Origin of the sequence: Ruegeria sp. HKCCD6604, assembly GCF_013110635.1 — a bacterium.
GTDB lineage: Bacteria > Pseudomonadota > Alphaproteobacteria > Rhodobacterales > Rhodobacteraceae > Ruegeria.
Window position 1 is genome coordinate 215,410 of sequence record NZ_WVQW01000002.1, and the last position, 17,633, is coordinate 233,042.

Annotated in this window: 20 protein-coding genes; 10 read left to right on the top strand and 10 right to left on the bottom strand. The window is 59.4% G+C overall.

Features of this window, described 5'->3' with window-relative positions; genetic code table 11:
* Positions 1-7: 7 nt before the first annotated feature.
* Positions 8-565, top strand: coding sequence for a peroxidase-related enzyme (locus GS614_RS09085; RefSeq protein WP_152459932.1), 558 nt, complete (start codon positions 8-10; stop codon positions 563-565).
* Entirely contained in the window at positions 562-1,464 is a 903-nt protein-coding gene (locus GS614_RS09090; protein ID WP_171206709.1) for an OmpA family protein, read from the top strand. Before GS614_RS09085 ends, GS614_RS09090 begins: the two co-directional genes overlap by 4 nt.
* Here the strand turns inward: GS614_RS09090 and GS614_RS09095 are convergent.
* Complete coding sequence (locus tag GS614_RS09095; RefSeq protein ID WP_171233437.1) at positions 1,457-2,419, bottom strand: sodium-dependent bicarbonate transport family permease; 963 nt, start codon at positions 2,417-2,419, stop codon at positions 1,457-1,459. The genes GS614_RS09090 and GS614_RS09095 overlap by 8 nt on opposite strands.
* Before the next feature lie 98 nt (positions 2,420-2,517).
* On the opposite strand from GS614_RS09095, the gene GS614_RS09100 reads away from it, so the two are divergent.
* Positions 2,518-3,435 (top strand): hydrogen peroxide-inducible genes activator, encoded by a 918-nt coding sequence (locus GS614_RS09100; protein WP_171726069.1) that lies wholly within the window; start codon positions 2,518-2,520, stop codon positions 3,433-3,435.
* 52 nt (positions 3,436-3,487) lie between these two features.
* Here the strand turns inward: GS614_RS09100 and GS614_RS09105 are convergent, their stop codons facing one another.
* Positions 3,488-4,393, bottom strand: coding sequence for a LysR family transcriptional regulator (locus tag GS614_RS09105; protein WP_152459401.1), 906 nt, complete (start codon positions 4,391-4,393; stop codon positions 3,488-3,490).
* A gap of 227 nt (positions 4,394-4,620) precedes the next feature.
* On the opposite strand from GS614_RS09105, the gene GS614_RS09110 reads away from it, so the two are divergent.
* Positions 4,621-5,061, top strand: a complete 441-nt coding sequence (locus GS614_RS09110) for a DUF4399 domain-containing protein (RefSeq protein ID WP_152459400.1) — start codon at positions 4,621-4,623, stop codon at positions 5,059-5,061.
* A gap of 99 nt (positions 5,062-5,160) precedes the next feature.
* On the top strand, positions 5,161-5,769 hold the full coding sequence (locus GS614_RS09115; protein ID WP_171117145.1) for a LysE family translocator: 609 nt from the start codon (positions 5,161-5,163) through the stop codon (positions 5,767-5,769).
* Between the two features lie 21 nt (positions 5,770-5,790).
* On the opposite strand, the gene GS614_RS09120 is transcribed toward GS614_RS09115, so the two are convergent.
* Positions 5,791-7,818 carry an NADPH-dependent 2,4-dienoyl-CoA reductase gene (locus tag GS614_RS09120; protein ID WP_171726070.1) on the bottom strand — a complete coding sequence of 676 codons (2,028 nt, stop codon included), beginning with the start codon at positions 7,816-7,818 and terminating at the stop codon, positions 5,791-5,793.
* Between the two features lie 137 nt (positions 7,819-7,955).
* On the opposite strand from GS614_RS09120, the gene GS614_RS09125 reads away from it, so the two are divergent.
* The gene (locus GS614_RS09125) at positions 7,956-8,441 is read left to right on the top strand and encodes an RNA pyrophosphohydrolase (RefSeq protein ID WP_171726071.1); all 486 of its coding nucleotides are present in this window, start codon (positions 7,956-7,958) and stop codon (positions 8,439-8,441) included.
* Between the two features lie 35 nt (positions 8,442-8,476).
* On the opposite strand, the gene GS614_RS09130 is transcribed toward GS614_RS09125, so the two are convergent.
* The 3 genes from GS614_RS09130 to nth all read right to left on the bottom strand — a co-directional run bounded on the left by GS614_RS09130 (position 8,477) and on the right by nth (position 10,954).
* Complete coding sequence (locus GS614_RS09130) at positions 8,477-9,175, bottom strand: glutathione S-transferase family protein (RefSeq protein ID WP_171726072.1); 699 nt, start codon at positions 9,173-9,175, stop codon at positions 8,477-8,479.
* 148 nt (positions 9,176-9,323) lie between these two features.
* Positions 9,324-10,313, bottom strand: a complete 990-nt coding sequence (locus tag GS614_RS09135) for an adenosine kinase (protein WP_171617009.1) — start codon at positions 10,311-10,313, stop codon at positions 9,324-9,326.
* A complete protein-coding gene (gene nth, locus GS614_RS09140; protein ID WP_171726073.1) occupies positions 10,310-10,954 on the bottom strand; it encodes an endonuclease III in 645 nt (214 codons plus the stop codon). Before nth ends, GS614_RS09135 begins: the two co-directional genes overlap by 4 nt.
* 116 nt (positions 10,955-11,070) lie before the next feature.
* Between nth and GS614_RS09145 the strand changes: the two genes are divergently transcribed.
* Complete coding sequence (locus GS614_RS09145; protein WP_171726074.1) at positions 11,071-11,922, top strand: bifunctional helix-turn-helix domain-containing protein/methylated-DNA--[protein]-cysteine S-methyltransferase; 852 nt, start codon at positions 11,071-11,073, stop codon at positions 11,920-11,922.
* 174 nt (positions 11,923-12,096) lie between these two features.
* Entirely contained in the window at positions 12,097-12,534 is a 438-nt protein-coding gene (locus tag GS614_RS09150; RefSeq protein ID WP_371809392.1) for a glyoxalase superfamily protein, read from the top strand.
* A 60-nt stretch (positions 12,535-12,594) separates the two neighbouring features.
* Here GS614_RS09150 and GS614_RS09155 read toward each other — a convergent pair whose 3' ends face one another.
* The gene (locus tag GS614_RS09155; protein WP_171726075.1) at positions 12,595-14,034 is read right to left on the bottom strand and encodes an aldehyde dehydrogenase family protein; all 1,440 of its coding nucleotides are present in this window, start codon (positions 14,032-14,034) and stop codon (positions 12,595-12,597) included.
* A 213-nt stretch (positions 14,035-14,247) separates the two neighbouring features.
* Here GS614_RS09155 and GS614_RS09160 point away from each other — a divergent pair, with 213 nt between their 5' ends.
* Positions 14,248-14,898 (top strand): peroxiredoxin, encoded by a 651-nt coding sequence (locus GS614_RS09160; protein WP_171726076.1) that lies wholly within the window; start codon positions 14,248-14,250, stop codon positions 14,896-14,898.
* Between the two features lie 227 nt (positions 14,899-15,125).
* On the opposite strand, the gene GS614_RS09165 is transcribed toward GS614_RS09160, so the two are convergent.
* From GS614_RS09165 to GS614_RS09175, 3 genes are all read right to left on the bottom strand, one after another.
* Entirely contained in the window at positions 15,126-15,815 is a 690-nt protein-coding gene (locus GS614_RS09165; protein WP_171726077.1) for an outer membrane protein, read from the bottom strand.
* 139 nt (positions 15,816-15,954) lie between these two features.
* Entirely contained in the window at positions 15,955-16,455 is a 501-nt protein-coding gene (locus GS614_RS09170; RefSeq protein ID WP_171117166.1) for a helix-turn-helix transcriptional regulator, read from the bottom strand.
* 23 nt (positions 16,456-16,478) lie between these two features.
* Positions 16,479-16,751, bottom strand: a complete 273-nt coding sequence (locus GS614_RS09175; protein WP_171172001.1) for a PepSY domain-containing protein — start codon at positions 16,749-16,751, stop codon at positions 16,479-16,481.
* Positions 16,752-16,986: 235 nt separating this feature from the next.
* Here GS614_RS09175 and GS614_RS09180 point away from each other — a divergent pair, with 235 nt between their 5' ends.
* Positions 16,987-17,622 carry a DUF1326 domain-containing protein gene (locus tag GS614_RS09180; protein WP_171206719.1) on the top strand — a complete coding sequence of 212 codons (636 nt, stop codon included), beginning with the start codon at positions 16,987-16,989 and terminating at the stop codon, positions 17,620-17,622.
* The last annotated feature ends 11 nt before the right edge of the window (positions 17,623-17,633 follow it).

Sequence of the window (17,633 nt, forward strand, 5' to 3'; positions counted from 1 at the left end):
GAAAGACATGCCTACCGCGCTGAACCTGCCCATGGTCGATCCGCTGCCGCCCGAAACGCAGAAATACTTTGATATCTGTGTCGAAAAACTGGGCATGGTGCCGAATGTGCTGAAAGCCAACGCATTCGATATCGACAAGCTGAACGCCTTCACCGCGATGTATAACGACCTGATGCTGGCTGACAGCGGGCTGACCAAACTGGAACGCGAGATGATCGCGGTCGTCGTCTCGTCGATCAACAAATGCTTCTACTGTCTGGTCGCCCATGGGGCGGCTGTGCGTCAGCTTTCGGGCAATCCGCAACTGGGCGAAATGCTGGTGATGAACTATCGCGTCGCCCCGCTGGAGCCGCGTCAACGGGCGATGCTGGACTTTGCCGCAAAGATGACTACCGCCAGCGCCGAGATTGAAGAGCCCGACCGCCAGCGCCTGCGCGATGCAGGCTTTTCCGACCGCGACATCTGGGACATCGCCAATGTCGCCGGGTTTTTCAACATGTCAAACCGGGTCGCCAGCGCGACGGCGATGGTGCCCAACGAAGAATATCACGCACAGTTTCGATGATCCGCGCCGCCGCCCTTGTTGCCCTGCTAATGACAGGACCTGTTGCCGCGCAGGACCTGACCCTGCCGGCCAGTGCCCGACAGATCAGCGACCGAACATCGCCACTGGACAGCTATGACCTGCCGACGGGGTCTTATGCAAATGGCTCGGTTCCCGCAGAAACGCGCGAAGGGCGCGTGGAGCGCTATACGTGGCGGCTTCAGGCGGGGTCGAGCACGACATTGCAGCTGCTGGCACCGTTGCGGGATCAGATCGAGGCGCAGGGCTACAAGATCCTGTTCGAATGCGACGCGCGGGTTTGCGGTGGTTTCGACTTTCGCTTTGGCACCGAAGTCGTGCCAACCCCGGACATGTATGTCGCCATTCAGGATTACCGGTTTTTGTCGGCCACCAAGGGGCCGGTTGCCCTTAGCCTGCTGGTCAGCCGCAACCCGCCGGATGGCTATGTGCAGATGATCCGGGTCACACCCCAGGACGCGCCGGACCCGGACCCTGTGGTGGTAGAGCAAGCCGTGGAAGGCTCGGTCGGGGTGTTGGAGGCCTTGGCGACAACGGGCCACGTGATCTTGGATGACCTGCATTTTCCGACGGGCGAGGTTGCCCTGGGCGAAGGGCCGTTTGACTCGCTGACCTTGCTGGCCGGATACTTGACCGCCAACCCGAACACACGCCTGGCGTTGGTGGGGCACACTGACGATACCGGTGCCTTACAGGCAAATATTGCGGTCAGCAAAAGCCGGGCCGAGGCGGTGCGAACCCGCCTGATCGATGCGCATGGCGTGGCACCCGACCGGATCGAAGCGCAGGGTGTTGGCTATCTGTCTCCGCTCACATCGAATGCAACTCCGGAAGGGCGCGATCTCAACCGTCGGGTCGAAGCCGTATTGCTGGTCAACTGACCCACCACAGGTACAGCGGCAATCCGACGGTGATGTTGAACGGAAACGACACCCCCAGCGACAAGGTCAGATAGATCCCGGCCTCGGCCTTTGGAAGGGCGATCTTCATCGCGGCGGGAACCGCGATATACGAAGCCGAGGCTGACAGCACCATGAACAGGAACAAGCTGCCCTGTGGCAAGCCGATCACGGCACCTACCGCCCAGGCCATAAATGCGCCGATCAGGGGCATCAAGACACCAAAGGCGAACAGGCCAACCGACAGCTTGTCTCGGTTGCTGATCAGGCTGCGCCCTGCCGACAAGCCCATATCCAGCAGAAACAGGCACAGAATTCCGGTGAAGGGCGTCACGATGAAGGGCGCGATCATCTGCATGCCTTCACCACCGGTGATGGCTCCGATCAGGAAGGCACCGGTAAGCAGCACGATCGAGCCGTTGGCCAGCAGATCGCGCCACAGCTTGTCATCCTTGACGCCATTGCTTCCGGTCTTGTGCGCTAACCAAAGTGCCGACAGGATTGCAGGCACCTCCATCGCAGCCGCAACGGCCACCATGAATCCGTCATGGGTCAGCCCCACCAGATCCAGCAGGCTGGTGGCTGTAACAAAGGTTACGATCGAGATCGAACCATAGTGCCCTGCCACCGCCGCCGCGTTCAGCGCATCCAGGCGTGTCATCACCCTGAGCAGGCCAAAGGCCACGAATGGGATGGCAAAGGACAAGGCGACACCGCCCAGCAGCGTCAGGAACAGTTGCAGATGAATGCCATGCGCGGCCAGACTGGCACCGCCTTTGAACCCGATGGCCAGCAGCAGGTAAAGCGACATGAACTTGGCCGCGCCCGCCGGAATGGACAGGTCACTGCGCACAAAGGCCGCCAGAAGCCCAAGAGCAAAAAACAGTATGGTCGGCACCAGCAGGTTGCTGGACAGTGTTTCGATCACTCCGGGCATAATTAACTCCTGATCCCTCGTTTTCGGGTTAGGTGCCTTGCAAAACTGATTTCGCCAAATACTATCTTTCTAAGTTATAAATAGTTTTAGGCTATGCAATGCGCCCGACATTACGACAGTTGGAATACATCGTTACGGTCAGTCGCCTTGGGCGATTCAGTTTGGCAGCCGAGGTGCTGAATGTCAGCCAGCCCAGCCTGTCGACGCAAATTGCGACTGTAGAACAAGAGCTTGGCGTTCGGATCTTTGAGCGTAACCGTGGTGGTATCCAGGTGACGGCGAAGGGAGAAGAGTTCATCTTGCGCGCACAGAAGATCCTGGCAGAGGTCAAGGACCTGCGCCACGCCATGTCGAACGATATGCCCGTCGGAGGACGATTGCGACTGGGGGTTTTGCCTTCGATCGGGCCTTATCTGTTGCCGCAAGCCATCAAACAGGTGCACCGGATTCGCCCCGGATTGCGCATTGTGGTGCGCGAGGAAAACACACTGGATCTGGAACAGGGTCTGAAATTCGGTCGCTTTGATCTGATATTGTCCACGCCCGAAGACCATCCGAATACCGTGCAACACCGGTTGTTCAACGAACCTCTTTGGGTCGCGGTTGCCGTTGATGACGTTCTGGCGCGGGATTTGCAGGGTGTCAGTGCCACCGATCTTCAGAACCGGATCTTCCTCACCCTGGATCAAAGCCACCGCCTGTCGCGCATCGTCTATGCATTGGCGGCGGAATGCGGTGGGGTTGTTTCGGATGAGTATGAAGGCACGACGCTTGATTCCATTGTTCTGATGGCGGCTTCGGGTGTAGGTGTTGCGGTACTGCCTGATCTTTATGCTCGCAGACAGGGCATCTACCGCGACGAGGTGCGCTTGCGACCGCTGTCCATCGCCAATGCAAATCGCGATATCGCCCTGTTGGCACGCAGTTCCGAAACCCCACCGCCGGGTCAGAATGTGCTGACGGACAGCTTGCGCACTTCCGCCCGGTCCATGGGACTGTCAGTAATCGACCCGTAAAAAAAGGCCCGCACTTTTACATGCGGGCCAAAGGTTGGTCTTCAGGGAGAAATTACCAGTCCATCGGACCCTTCCCGTGGAAGGAATCAACGAGGAAATCGATGAAGGCCCGCACTTTGGGTTGCGTAAAGCGGCCCGGCGGGTAGACAGCGTAAACGCCTTGAACTTCGTCAGGCAGGGACGGCATTGCATCGACAACCAGCCCGGCCTTTAGGGCTTCAGCGTAAAGATAGCTGGGCAGATATGCGATACCCAGGCCGGAAACCGCTGCGTTCAACAGGGATTGGCCATCATTGACACTCAACCACCCGGCGGTACGAACCTGACGTTTTTCGCCGGATGGCGCGGTCAGTTTCCAGACATTGCCCGAGGATTGGCTGGAATAATGCAGCAGCTTGTGTTCGTTCAGATCATCGATCTTCTGCGGCCGGCCGAACCTTTCGACATAACTGGGCGCGGCGACCATGCGTTTGACCGTCTCGGTCAGTTTGCGGGCGCGCAGTGTACTGTCTTCCAGCTCACCAATACGCACGGCCACGTCAAATCCTTCGGAAATCAGCTCGACATAGCGGTTGTTCAAAACCATGTTCACAGTGATGTCGGGGTAGGCTGCAAGGAACTCGGACAGAACAGGTGACAGGTGATTGACGCCGAAATCCGTGGCAACGCTGATGCGCAAAAGACCAGACGGGGCCGATTGCATTGACGTGACCAATGAATCCGCTTCTCCGGCATCATTCAACACGCGCCGCGCGCGGTCATAATAGGCCAGCCCGATTTCCGTTGGTGAAACCCGGCGCGTGGTGCGGTTCAACAGCCGCGCTCCCAGCCGCGCCTCAAGGCTTGATACGTGTTTGGACACAGCTGATTTGGAGATGCCCATCTTTTTGGCCGCATCGGTGAAGCCACCCTGGTCCACCACATTGGCGAAGGCTTCCATTTCGGTCAGTCGGTCCATACTCGTTCCCCAGATCTTGATTTCCGTCCTGACTATGGCGCTGAATCTGGGCGGAAACGGGGCAGACATGGGATAATATCAGGGATTTGAATCGGATCGTTTGCGTATGGGAAACGTAGAAACAGTGGTTTCCAAACTCGCCTCAGGCATTGTGATGCTGTGTTTTTCAGACAATCGCGCTAAGATCTCACATTGAGAATGGCATTTTTGTGACCAGGGAGGAGATCATGAGAACCTTTTTCGCCATTGCTGCGCTTTGCCTTTCGGTGGGCTTTGCGCATGCCGGAGGAGAGACCCCATCGAATCCTGATGCAAAGGTCTATTTCGTCAACCTGTCGGATGGCGATACCGTGCAATCACCGGTCACGGTTGTCTTTGGCCTAAGCGGCATGGGCGTCGCGCCCGCCGGAACCGAGAAAGAAAACACCGGGCACCACCACCTGTTGCTTGACCGTCCCCCGCTGGGTGAAGGCGAGGATGGCGCGGATGAGTTGGCAAATGGTTTGCCCGCCGACGATAATCACATGCACTTCGGAGGCGGTCAGACCGAAGTAACGCTGGATCTGGCGCCGGGCCAACACACCCTGCAATTGGTTCTGGGCGACGCCGGGCATGTGCCGCATTCCCCGCCGATTGTATCCGAGGTTATCACGATCACCGTGGAATAGCCGCAGGTCGTTGAAACCGTCCGTTCGGTTCATGTGATGGAAAGGCATTTACATTTCGGCGCACTTAGTGAATCTGCCTGCATTTGCAGGGGGGTAATAATGTCGCTGGAATTCTTCGTCACATCATTGATTGTTGTTTTGCTGCCGGGTACCGGCGTCATCTATACTTTGGCTGTCGGTCTTGGGCGCGGGTTTCGCGCAAGTCTCGCCGCAGCCTTCGGATGCACACTTGGGATCGTTCCGGCGGCCTTGGCCAGCATCATCGGACTTGCAGCCTTGCTGCACACCAGTGCCGTCGCGTTTCAACTCATCAAATATCTTGGCGTCTTGTACTTGTTCTACATGGCATGGGGTATCCTGAAGGACGGCGGTGCCATGGATGTCGCGGCGGAGAAATCCGCAAAAAGCGACTTTGGAATTGCCGTGACAGGAACGCTGATCAACGTTTTGAACCCAAAGTTGTCGCTATTCTTCCTGGCCTTTCTGCCTCAATTCCTGCCGGCGAATGCAGCAAATGCAGGAATAGAGCTGGCCAAACTGGCGCTGGCCTTCATGGCCATGACATTTGTTGTTTTTGTCGGGTATGGGGCATGCGCCGCACTGGCGCGGGACTATGTGATCCGGCGCCCTGCTGTGATGGCGTGGATAAAGCGGTGTTTCGCAACCGCTTTTGGTGCCTTGGGTGCAAAGCTCGCGCTGTCGGACTGAAGACACTCTGAACGAGTGGCTTCAGAACTCCGCGGCAAGGCGTGTGCCCTGATTGATTGCGCGTTTGGCGTCCAGTTCCGCGGCCACATCCGCGCCGCCGATCACATGCGGGGTGATCCCGCGTTCGATCAGCGCGTCGGCCAGCGACCGCTCGGGCACCTGTCCTGCACACAGAACGATCGTATCCGCCTTGATGACGGTCGGATCGGCGCGCTCTTCTCCGAACGAGACATGCAGCCCCTCGTCGTCGATGCGTTCATAGTTCACGCCGCCGACGAAGTTGACATCCTTCATCTTCAGCGTGGCGCGGTGGATCCAGCCGGTGGTCTTGCCCAGCCCCTTGCCATGCGCCTGCTTCTTGCGTTGCAACAGCGTGACCTGCCGCTTGGGCGCCTCGGGCTGCGGGCCTTCGGGCGCCAGGCCTGCGCGGTGCTGCTCGGGGTCGGCGACGCCCCATTCCTTCATCCACAAGGGCAGGTCGGTGGTGGGCGAATGGCCTTCCTCCAACAGGTATTCCGACACGTCGAAGCCGATGCCGCCCGCGCCGATCACGGCCACCGATTTGCCCACCGGGGCCTTGTCGCGCAGCACGTCGACGTAGTTCACGACATTGTCGCTGTCCTCGCCCGGGATCTGCGGGTCGCGCGGGTTGACGCCCGTGGCGATCACCACCTCGTCGAACCCGACCAGATCGTCGGCGCCGACTTTGCGGCCCAGTTCGACCTTGACGCCCAGATCGTTCAGCATGGTGCGGTACCAGTCCACCAAGCCCCAGAACTCTTCCTTGCCCGGCACCTGCTTGGCCATGTTCAGCTGGCCGCCGATCTCGTCGGCTTTGTCAAACACGGTCACGTCATGGCCGCGCTCCGCCGCCGTCATCGCCGTGGACAGGCCCGCCGGCCCCGCGCCCACGATGGCCACGCGCTTGGGCGTGGCGGCCTTTTCGATCACCAGCTCGGTCTCGTGGCAGGCGCGCGGGTTCACCAGGCAGGAGGTCAGCTTGCCGCTGAAGGTGTGATCCAGGCAGGCCTGGTTGCAGGCGATGCAGGGCGCGATCCTGGCCGAGTCACCTACCATCGCCTTGGCTACGAAATCCGCATCCGCCAGCATCGGCCGCGCCAGAGAGACCATGTCGGCACAGCCCTCGGCCAGCACCTGCTCGGCCACTTCGGGCGTGTTGATCCGGTTCGAGGTGATGACCGGAATCCCCACCTTGCCCATCAGTTTCTTCGTCACCCAGGCAAAGGCCCGGCGGGGCACCGATGTGGCGATGGTCGGAATCCGCGCCTCGTGCCAGCCGATGCCGGTGTTGATGATCGTGGCCCCGGCCTTTTCGACCGCTTGCGCCAGTTGCACCACCTCTTCGAAGGTCGAACCATTGGGTACAAGGTCGATCATCGACAGCCGGTAGATGATGATGAAATCGGTGCCCACCGCCTCGCGGGTGCGGCGCACGATTTCCAGCGGCAGGCGCATCCGGTTCTCATAGGACCCGCCCCAACGGTCTGTGCGCTTGTTGGTGTGGGTCACCAGAAACTGGTTGATGAAATACCCCTCGGACCCCATGATCTCGACCCCGTCATAGCCCGCCTTTTGGGCCAGCACGGCGGCGTTCACGATGTCGCTGATCTGCTTCTCGATGCCGTCCTCGTCCAGTTCGTTGGGGGGGAAGGGCGAGATCGGCGACTTCACCGGGCTGGGCGCCACGCATTTCGGCCCGTAGGCATAGCGGCCCGCATGCAGGATCTGCATCGCGATCTTGCCGCCCGCCTGATGCACACGGTCGGTGACGACGGAATGATTGGCCACGTCCTTGTCGCTGGTCATCATTGCAGCCCCCGGCAGGACCGAGCCTTCGAGGTTCGGCCCGATGCCGCCCGTGACCATCAGCGCCACGCCACCGCGCGCGCGGGCGGCATAGAACTCAGCCACCCGGTTCCAGTCGCCGGTTTCCTCCAGCCCGGTATGCATCGAGCCCATCAGGACCCGGTTCTTCAACGTGGTAAAGCCCAGATCCAGTGGTGCCAGCATGTTTGGGTACACAGTCATGGCAAAACTCTCCCTCCTGAATTTGCGTGATAGATTGACGTTCGCGTAAACTTTGTCACGCGAAACCCCACGTCACCCTCTTTGCTGTTACGCCGGTGATTGCTAGAGGTGGGCGGAACAACACGATGAGGCCGCGCATGACACCCGAAGAAATTGCCAAACTGCCCTATCGCCCCTGCGTCGGGCTGATGCTGATGAACGATCAGGGCCAGATCTTCGTCGGCCAGCGCAACGACCGGTTCGAGGACGCCTGGCAGATGCCACAAGGCGGCGTGGACAAGGGCGAAGACCCTCGTGATGCGGCCTTGCGAGAGCTGTTGGAAGAAACCGGTGTAACCGGCGAACTTGTGGAAATCGTGGCCGAGACCGAGGGCTGGCTGCCCTATGACCTGCCGCATGACATCGTGCCCAAAATCTGGAAGGGCCGATATCGTGGGCAGGAGCAGAAATGGTTCCTGATGCGGTTTCTGGGAACCGACGACCAGATCGACATCCAGACGGATCACCCCGAGTTCACCCGCTGGAAATGGCAGGACCCCGAGCGCCTGATCGCCGAGATTGTGCCCTTCAAGCGCGAGGTCTACGAGCGCGTCATGGAGGCCTTTCGTGGGGATCTGCGCTAAATAAGGCTGTCGTAATTCCGCGCCGGGATCCCGGCTCAGGCATTCTGTTTTTCGTAGACAGGCGTGCCGTCGGGCTCATAGCCGATGACCCCCGGTTCCCACCACCAAATCGGGTTCGCCTTGAAACTGTCGCGCGCATCCAGCCGGTCGAGCAGCGCCGAAACTTTGCCATACCGGTCCAGCTTCAGATCCACTCCAAGCGGCCTTGCCTGCACGAACCGCACATGGGCGGCCAGAAAGATATCCTGCATCGACAAGTAGCTCGGCACGAAACCGTCCTCGCCGCTCAGCCGGTCTTCCAGCCAGCCCAGGATATGGGTCAGCTTCTCGGCCGACCGCTGCAGATGCGCGTTCTGGTCCACGCTCACGCCGGACCATTTCATTTGCGAGATGGTCGTGGCCGCGTAGCCGAAGGTCTGGATGGTCGAGAATACAAGCTTGTCCTGCCACTGCGCGCCCCCGGGCCGAAAGGCAAAGGGTGCCAGCTTGGGCGCGGCCTGCGGCCTGTCCGGATAGGTCGACAGCAGGTATTCGACGATGGTGCCGCTTTCCCACAGCACAAGATCGCCGTCCCAGAATGTCGGCACCTGCAATGTCGGAGTCGCCTGCGCGCGTTGCTCGGCGCTGGGCGTGGTGATTTCCTCTCGCCTTTCGTAATCCAGCGAAAGTTCGTCCAGAACGATCCTGACCGCCCTTGCAAATGGCGATCCCGTCGTGAACAGCAGTACTCTCATGACACCCCCCCCTTTTTAATGCGAAAAGCATAACGCTGTCAGAGCTAGCCCTGCCAGCAAAAAAGGGCTTCGCGGCCCGGTGTTCAGGCCGCGCTCGCAGGGTCGAGCCGAATTTTTTCCCGAAGAAAGGCGCGGGAAACCCGCGTCCTCAAACCAACCCTTCTTCCCTCAGCAGCTCCAGCATGTTCGCCTCGGGGCGGGGGCCGATATGGCTGATGACCTCGCGGGCGCAGGCATTGCCGATGCGGGCGCAGGTCTCGTAATCGCGTCCCGTCGCCATGCCGAACAGGAACCCGGCGGCAAACTGGTCGCCGGCACCTGTTGCGTCAACGGGGACGACCTTCTCGACCGGTACGTCAATGCGAGCATCGCCGTTCATAACCGTCACCCCGTCACCCGAACGGGTGCAGACCACCAGCGGGCAGATCGCCGACGTACGCCGCAGCGCCTCTTCCAGGTCGTCGGTCTCGAACAGGGATTTGATCTCGGCCTCGTTGCCGATCACGAAATCCAGCTCGTTTTCAATCAGCAGCAGGAAATCCACACGATGCCGTTCCACACAGAACGGGTCGGAAATGGCGATCCCGGCCTTGCCGCCACCCTTGTGACAGGCACGTGCGGCCTCAAGGAATGCCGCCTTGCCTTTTTCCTTGTCGAACAGATACCCCTCGAGGAACATGATCTGGCTGTTTCCTGCGACCTCATCCGGAACGTCCTGAGACGACAGTTCCGAGGAAATGCCCAGATAGGTGTTCATCGACCGCTCGCCATCAGGCGAGACAAAGATCATCGAGCGTGACGTGGGCAATTCGCCACCCGGAACAGGCGGGTTCACGAAGTCGACGCCATCTTCGTTCATCGCATCTGCATAGAACCGGCCCAGAGCGTCATCGTGTACCCGGCCGATAAACGCTGCATCCAGCCCAAGCGCGCCTGCGCCCGCAATGGTATTAGCTACTGAGCCGCCCGGCGTTTGAACTCGGCTTTCCATCGAGGCGTACAGCACCTCGCCGCGTTCCTGTTCGATCAACTGCATGATGCCTTTTTCGATGCCCATCAGCTCCAGAAAGCTGTCATCGGCCTGGGAAATCACGTCCACAACGGCATTTCCGATGCCGGTCAGTTGATAAGTCTTCATAGGGTTTTGTCCTCGAATTGGCAGAGATCACGGATGATGCAGGTCGGGCATTGCGGCTTGCGCGCCTTGCAGTGGTACCGGCCATGCAGGATCAGCCAGTGATGCGCATGGAGTTGAAAGTCAGCAGGAATATTGTCTTCGATGGCGCGTTCGACCGTGTCCACATCCTTGCCCGGGCAAATGCCGGTGCGGTTGCCGACGCGAAAGATATGGGTGTCCACCGCCTGCGCCGGTTGTCGCCACCACATGTTCAGAACCACGTTGGCCGTCTTGCGGCCCACACCCGGAAGGGATTGCAGGGCAGCCCGGGAATTGGGAACCTCGCCGCCATATTCGTCAACCAGGATACGGCTGAGCTTGATGACGTTCTTGGCCTTCTGGCGGAACAAGCCAATGGTTTTTATGTGCTCGATCAGGCCTTCCTCGCCCAGATCCAGCATCTTTTGCGGCGTGTCGGCGATCTTGAACAGGTCGCGCGTCGCCTTGTTGACGCCCGCATCCGTGGCTTGCGCCGAAAGGGCCACGGCGACGACCAGAGTATAGACGTTCACATGCTCCAGCTCGCCCTTGGGTTCCGGGTCGGCCTCCTGAAAGCGCGTGAAAATCTCGCGGATCGTATGATAGTCGAGTTGCTTTGCCATCCGGGTCTTAATGCCGTCCACCGGGCTCTGACACAAGCCCAAAGCCAATGCGCAAGTTCCGGGTCGCGGCAGCGTGGCCTGCGCGCTATGGTTTTGTCAGAAGATGAGGTGGAACCATGAACGTCCAGACCCCGGAAAGCGGATACCATTACAACGTCATGCGCCGCGCAATCGAGTTGATTGATCAGGGCGGCGAGGGCCTGAGCCTTGATGAGCTGGCACGCCAGATGGATATGAGCCCGGCCCATTTCCAGCGCCTGTTCTCGCGTTGGACCGGAGTGTCGCCAAAACGGTACCAACAATACCTGACACTGGGCCATGCGAAGGCATTGCTGCGCGAACGGTTCACAACACTGGAAACTGCACACAATGTGGGCCTGTCCGGCAGCGGACGTCTGCATGATCTGTTCCTGAAGTGGGAATCCATGAGCCCCGGCGAATATGCCCGCAAGGGCGAAGGTCTGACGATCTATTGGGGGTGGTTCGAATGCCCCTTTGGCCCCGCGCTGGTCATGGGTACCGACAAGGGCATCTGTGGCATGGCCTTTGGGGCCGAGACCGGCGAAGAGGCCGCGATGGAAGATATGATCTCGCGCTGGCCCAAGGCGACGTTCGTCGAAGATCCGATGCGCTTGCGTCCTTGGGCGCTGAGTGCTTTTGGCGCTGCCAGCGACCGGTTGGAGCCAACACCGGTTTTCCTGATCGGATCACCTTTGCAAATCAAGGTGTGGGAAGCGCTGATGCATATCCCGACCGGGCAGGTCACGACCTATTCCGAGATCGCCCAGCGAGTCGGCTCGCCGCAAGCCGTTCGCGCCGTGGGAACGGCAGTTGGCCGCAACCCGGTCAGTTGGTTGATCCCCTGCCATCGGGCATTGCGCAAATCAGGGGGTCTGGGGGGCTATCACTGGGGCTTGCCTGTCAAGCGTGCCATGCTGGCCTATGAGGCGGCGCAGGCAGACGCCTGATTGACATACGGCCCGGCCGCTGCCAAAAGGCACCTCAGGTTCGGGTCCCCTGCCGTTCGCGGCCATTGGCTTTGGTGAAACCCGGTTTGAAAAGCATCTGTTGCCCTTTCCCGGCGCGCGGATGGAAATGCGAGCCCCGTCCTGACTTCGCGCCCGTTCAAGGAAACGAGGCACATGATGACACGATCCCGAACCGTTGCTCCGGTTGAAGAGCTGAAAGCGCAGGCGAAACGCCTGCGGGAAGAATTGAAAACGAAGGGCGTTTCGCTGTCGCACAGTGCGGCGTTGGAACTGCTGGCCCATCAGCATGGCGTTCGAGACTGGAACACCTTGCACGCAATTGCCGGAAACCGGATGCATCTGCGCGTGGGTGATCGGGTCGAAGGGCGCTATCTGGGTCAGGCGTTCACGGCCGAAATTCGCGGTATGACCATTCTTGGCGATGGCGCGCGTCGCCGAGTGACCCTGCATTTCGATGCGCCGGTAGATGTGGTGCGCTTTGACAGCTTTTCTGCATTTCGACAGCGCGTCACCGGCGAGATTGGGTGGGACGGTCAATCCCGGCGCCGCACGTCCGATGGCGTACCCCAGCTTGTGGTACGGCCCCTATAGGGGGTTGTGGGCGGGGCCAACCGCGTTGCCCCGCCCGATCTGTCTGCTTAGCAGGTATAGTTACTCTGCCGCCCAACCACCGACAGCTTTGATCTCGAGGAAGTCCTCAAGCCCAAAGACGCCGCCTTCACGCCCGTTGCCGGATTGCTTCATGCCGCCGAACGGTGAGCCCGCGCTGCGCGATTGTCCGTTCATTTCGACCATGCCCGACCGCAGCGCCCGCGCCATGCGATTGGCACGCGCGCCGTCCTGCGTCTGAACATAGTTGGTCAGGCCATAGGGTGTATCATTGGCGATTTCGACAGCCTCTTCTTCGGTGTCGAAGGGGATCATGGTCAGAACCGGGCCAAAGATTTCTTCGCGGGCGATGGTCATCTGGTTGTTTGCATCGGCAAAGACCGTGGGGCGGACATAGTAGCCCTTGTTCAGCCCCTCTGGCCGTCCTGTGCCGCCTGCGACCAGCCGCGCCCCTTCATCGATGCCTTTCTGGATCAGGTCCTGAATCTTGGACCACTGAACTTCATTCACCACCGGTCCGATATGGCGGCCTTCCTCTAAGGCAGGGCCAACCTTGACCATGTTTGCAACCTCGGCCGCGGTTTCCACAGCCTTGTCATAGATCGGGCGTTGCACCAGCATCCGGCTGGGGGCGTTGCAGCTCTGGCCGGTGTTTTGCATCATGTGCAGCACCCCACGCTTGACCGCTTTTTCGTCCGCGTCCTCAAAGATGACGTTGGCCCCTTTGCCTCCAAGCTCAAGATGTACTTTCTTGAGGGTATCAGCCGCATTTTTGGAAATCGCGGTGCCTGCGCGGGTCGAGCCGGTGAAGCTGACCATGTCCACATCCGGATGGCCCGAAAGTTGCGAACCAACCCCCGCGCCGTCGCCGTTGACCAGATTGAACACACCGGGCGGGAAGCCTGCCTCGTCCATCATCTCGGCAAAGATCATCGCGTTCAGCGGGCTTTGTTCCGACGGTTTCAGCACCATCGTGCAGCCCGCAATCGCAGCAGCCCCAACCTTGAGCGTGATCTGGTTCATCGGCCAGTTCCACGGCGTGATCAAAGCGGCAACGCCAACCGCCTCGTAAATGATGCGATCATTCGGCGCATGATCCCCCAGCGGGCGCTCAAATTCAAACGACCTGGCGGCGCGGATGAAGTTCTTCAGGTGATAGATGCCGGCGCCCGCCTGCGCCGAGCGCGCCAGATCGATCGGGGCGCCCATTTCCAGCGACATCGCCTGCGCCAGATCCTCTGCCCTGGTTGCATAGAGTTCGACCAGTTTTTCCACCAGCGCGATGCGGGTTTCCACTGGCGTGGCCATCCAGCCCGGCAGGGCGGCCTTGGCCGCGGCAACGGCCGCATTCGTGTCGGCTTCGGCGCCAAGCGAGATCACGGCGCAGGGGTCCTCGGTCGAGGGGTTGATGACCTCGAAGTCATTGGGCTGCGATGGGGCCACCCACTGACCATTAATATAGAAATCCCGCTTTTCGATCATCCTGAGCCCTCCTGAAGGTCTGCCTGAAACCGGCTGTTCGGGGCCACTCTGTCACCCATGCACAGGCTGAGCAATAGTGAATTTGATCAAATTATTTTTGGGCAATGCCCACGAAATCCGTATCGCCAGGCGCGATGGACGGTTTAACCTGCACACAAAGTGATTAGGTTCCAAACAACCGATTCAGGTTTTTCACAGAGAAGGAGATGCCCCATGGGTTTGCGTATCAACGACACCGTTCCGAATTTCACGGCAGAAACGGATCAGGGCACCATTCAGTTTCACGACTGGATTGGCGATAGCTGGGCCATTCTGTTCTCGCACCCAAAGGATTTTACACCTGTTTGCACCACCGAGTTTTCGGCCGTTGCGCAGTTGAATGACGAATGGGCCGCGCGCAACACCAAGGTGATCGGCGTATCGGTCGATGGTATCGAAGACCACAAAAAGTGGAAGAAGGACATCGAGGAATATGGCAAGGCCAAACCCGGCTTTCCGATCATCGCCGATGACGGTCTGGCTGTGTCCAAGGCTTTCGACATGCTGCCTGCCGAAGCATATCTGCCCGACGGCCGTACACCGGCTGACAGTGCCACGGTGCGTTCCGTCTTTATCATCGGCCCGGACAAGCAGCTGAAGCTGTCGATGACCTACCCGATGACCGTGGGCCGGAACTTTGCCGAAATTCTGCGTGCGCTTGACGGTTTGCAGATGTCGGCCAAGGGCGTTGCGACACCTGCCAACTGGGTGCCGGGTGAAGACGTGATCATCCCGCCAACCGTGTCGAACGAAGACGCCAAGGCCAAGTTTGGCGAGTTCGAAACGATCTTCCCCTATCTGCGCAAGACCAAAGCGCCGTCGTAAGCCGGTTGCCGGGTCAGGGGGGCTGTCTGCCCCCCATCGTGCCCGCTGGCACGATTCCCCCCGAGGATATTTTTTCGCCAGATGAAGCAGGCGGTTGTTGCAGTTCGGGCGACCACCGAAATGTCCTACCCGTGCTGTATTTTCGGGGTTTTCCGGGTGCCCCCGCGCCTGAGGCGCGAAGGCAAAGAGGGGCAGGAAACCGAAGAGAAACCTGACACCCGAAGCAATCAGAAATTATGGCGAAGTCCGAAATTGATGCTGAAAGTATCCAGATCGTCCTCTACGTTGCCGGTCAAAGCTCCGTTGGGGGCCAGGCGCTGCGACGAAACATCAAAGGCACGGGCGTAACGGGCATCAACGGTGAACGCTGTCGACGCGTTGATGTCATATGCCACACCGGCGATCAGCTGGGCGGCCAAGGTGGTGTCGGAGTCGTCCAGCGCCACACCCGGCCCGTAAGAAAAATCCAGATCCGAATAGGTGGCCCCCACACCAAACCCGGCAAACGGTGTCAGCGCGCCGGCCTGTTTGAAATCGAACAGCAGATTGGCAAATAACGAGGTTTGCGTGACGTCGCCCGAGATATTGCCCTCGGGCCCCGGACCATTGCCGGTAAAGTTCACACCATCCACGTCACTGTCGCGATAAGACAGTTCCAGCTCGATCCGCGTTCCGATGATGTCGTTGGACCATTGCGGGATTTCCGTGCCTATCGCGAGGCCCAGTCCGAAACCTGCGTCGAATTCGGTATCGACCGATTGCGTCGCGCCACCGATCGTCCCGGTGAAATCGCTGTCCTGTAGCTGGCTGTAGCCGATGAAGCCGTGAATATAGGTGCCGTCGCCCAGGCTCTGCGCGGCAAGCGCCGTTGCGCTGATCGCCAGAGCCGAAGAGGCGAGAATGAGGCGCGTGAACATAACCATCTCCAGTGTTCCAAAGTCCGCATGCCATGGATGTGGACGAGGCTTGCCCAAAAAGAAAGGCGCCGGGCCTTCACTTCGTTTCACAGGTTTTTAGGAATGTGTGAGTGAATAGACATGAGGTTCTGCCACTGTTTCAGGGCACATCCCTGATCAACGGTTCTGACAGGAGTTCGTCGACAAAAAAACTGAGCAACTGCACCCTGCTGGAAACGCCCGCCTTTCGATAGACCGCAGCGCTTTGGGCCTTGATCGTCCCTTCTTTCGTCTGTCGCATTCCGGCGATTTCCGCGATGGAAAGACCCTTGATCGTCAGCATGGCGACGTCACGCTCAGCATCACTGAGCTGCCACTCGCTGAACTGGGTTTCGATGACCTGCGCAAAAGCCCCTTGCGCCACTTGCAGTTGCCGTTGCATGTCGCGCACCCGTCTGGACTGGGAACGGATCAGGGCGATCGTGGCGCTCAGGCCGCCGACAAGCGCCAGCGACAGAAACAGTTCGAACGAATGAAGGTGACGAAACCCTGCGCCGTCGCCGCCTGTCCAATCCAGCACCGCATCCGTCATGAAAAAGGCGGCGCAGAGGGCCTGCACCACCAGAAGGAGCCAGAGCAAAGACGTTTGAGGTACTTTCATGCGGCCCCTTGGACGTTGCAGGTTCAGTCGTCGTCCTCTTCGAGCTCGATGGCTGTCACCACCCCGTCCGTGTCAGACAGAACCAGTTCAGTTTCCACGCCATCCTTGGTGAGTTCAACCTCGATCTTCCCACCTTCGAATTCGATCTCTTCGATCTGGTACCCCTGGGCTTCAAGCGCCGTGCGGATATCGGCTTCGCTTGTGCCCAGTTTGTCGCCCAGTCCGACATTGGCCAAAGCAAGAACCGGTGCGGTTGCGATCAATCCCGTCAGTGTCAGCAGTTTCAAGGTTTCCATATCGCATCTCCTTTTTTCGTTGTGGCGATGCGGTCGAACTGGGGATGGCAGCGGACACCTGCGATTGGTTTTTGGTTGAAACAGGGCGAATGGAACCAAGGTTTATGCCATTTGCGGCCGTTTGCGCGCGTCAGGTTCAGATTGCAATCAAGTTGTGATAGTTTGTTTTGCGGAAACATACGGGCATGTGACCAACGATGTCGGGCTTTCTGACTGTCCTGAACAGGAGAAAACCATGGCTTTTACAGATTGGTACGTCGAGGGAGAAAGCTTCGGAAACTGCAACTGCGGCTATGCCTGCCCCTGCCAGTTCGAGGAATTGCCGACGCATGGCGATTGCCGCGGCTTCGAGGTGCTTGAAATATCCTCCGGATATTTTGGCGAAACGGATCTGAGTGGAACCAAGGCTGCGTTGATCTATGCATGGCCCGGGCCAATATTCGAAGGTGGCGGCGAAATGCAGGTGATCGTCGACCCCGCGGCCTCACCGGCGCAGCGCGATGCGTTGGAAAAAGTCTTTCACGGCGAAGAAACCGAAGAGATGGCAACCCATTGGTACGTGTTCCGGGCCATGTGTGAGACGGTGCACGACACGCTGTACCTGCCGATCGAGCTTGAGATGGATATCGAAGGACGAACGGCCAGTGTTACTGTTGGCGACGTTCTAAAGTCGACCGGGCGCCCGATTCAGGCCCCGCATGGTGGCGGCGAACACCGTGTACGTATCGATATTCCCGGTGGGATCGAATTCACCATTGCCGAGATCGGCAGCGCCTCGACCCGAGCCGATGCGGCGATCAAACTGGATCTGAAAGACAGCTACGGCCAGTGGCACCTGTTGAAACATGGCCCCGGTGGTGTCGCGCACTGACCTGCGGTCAG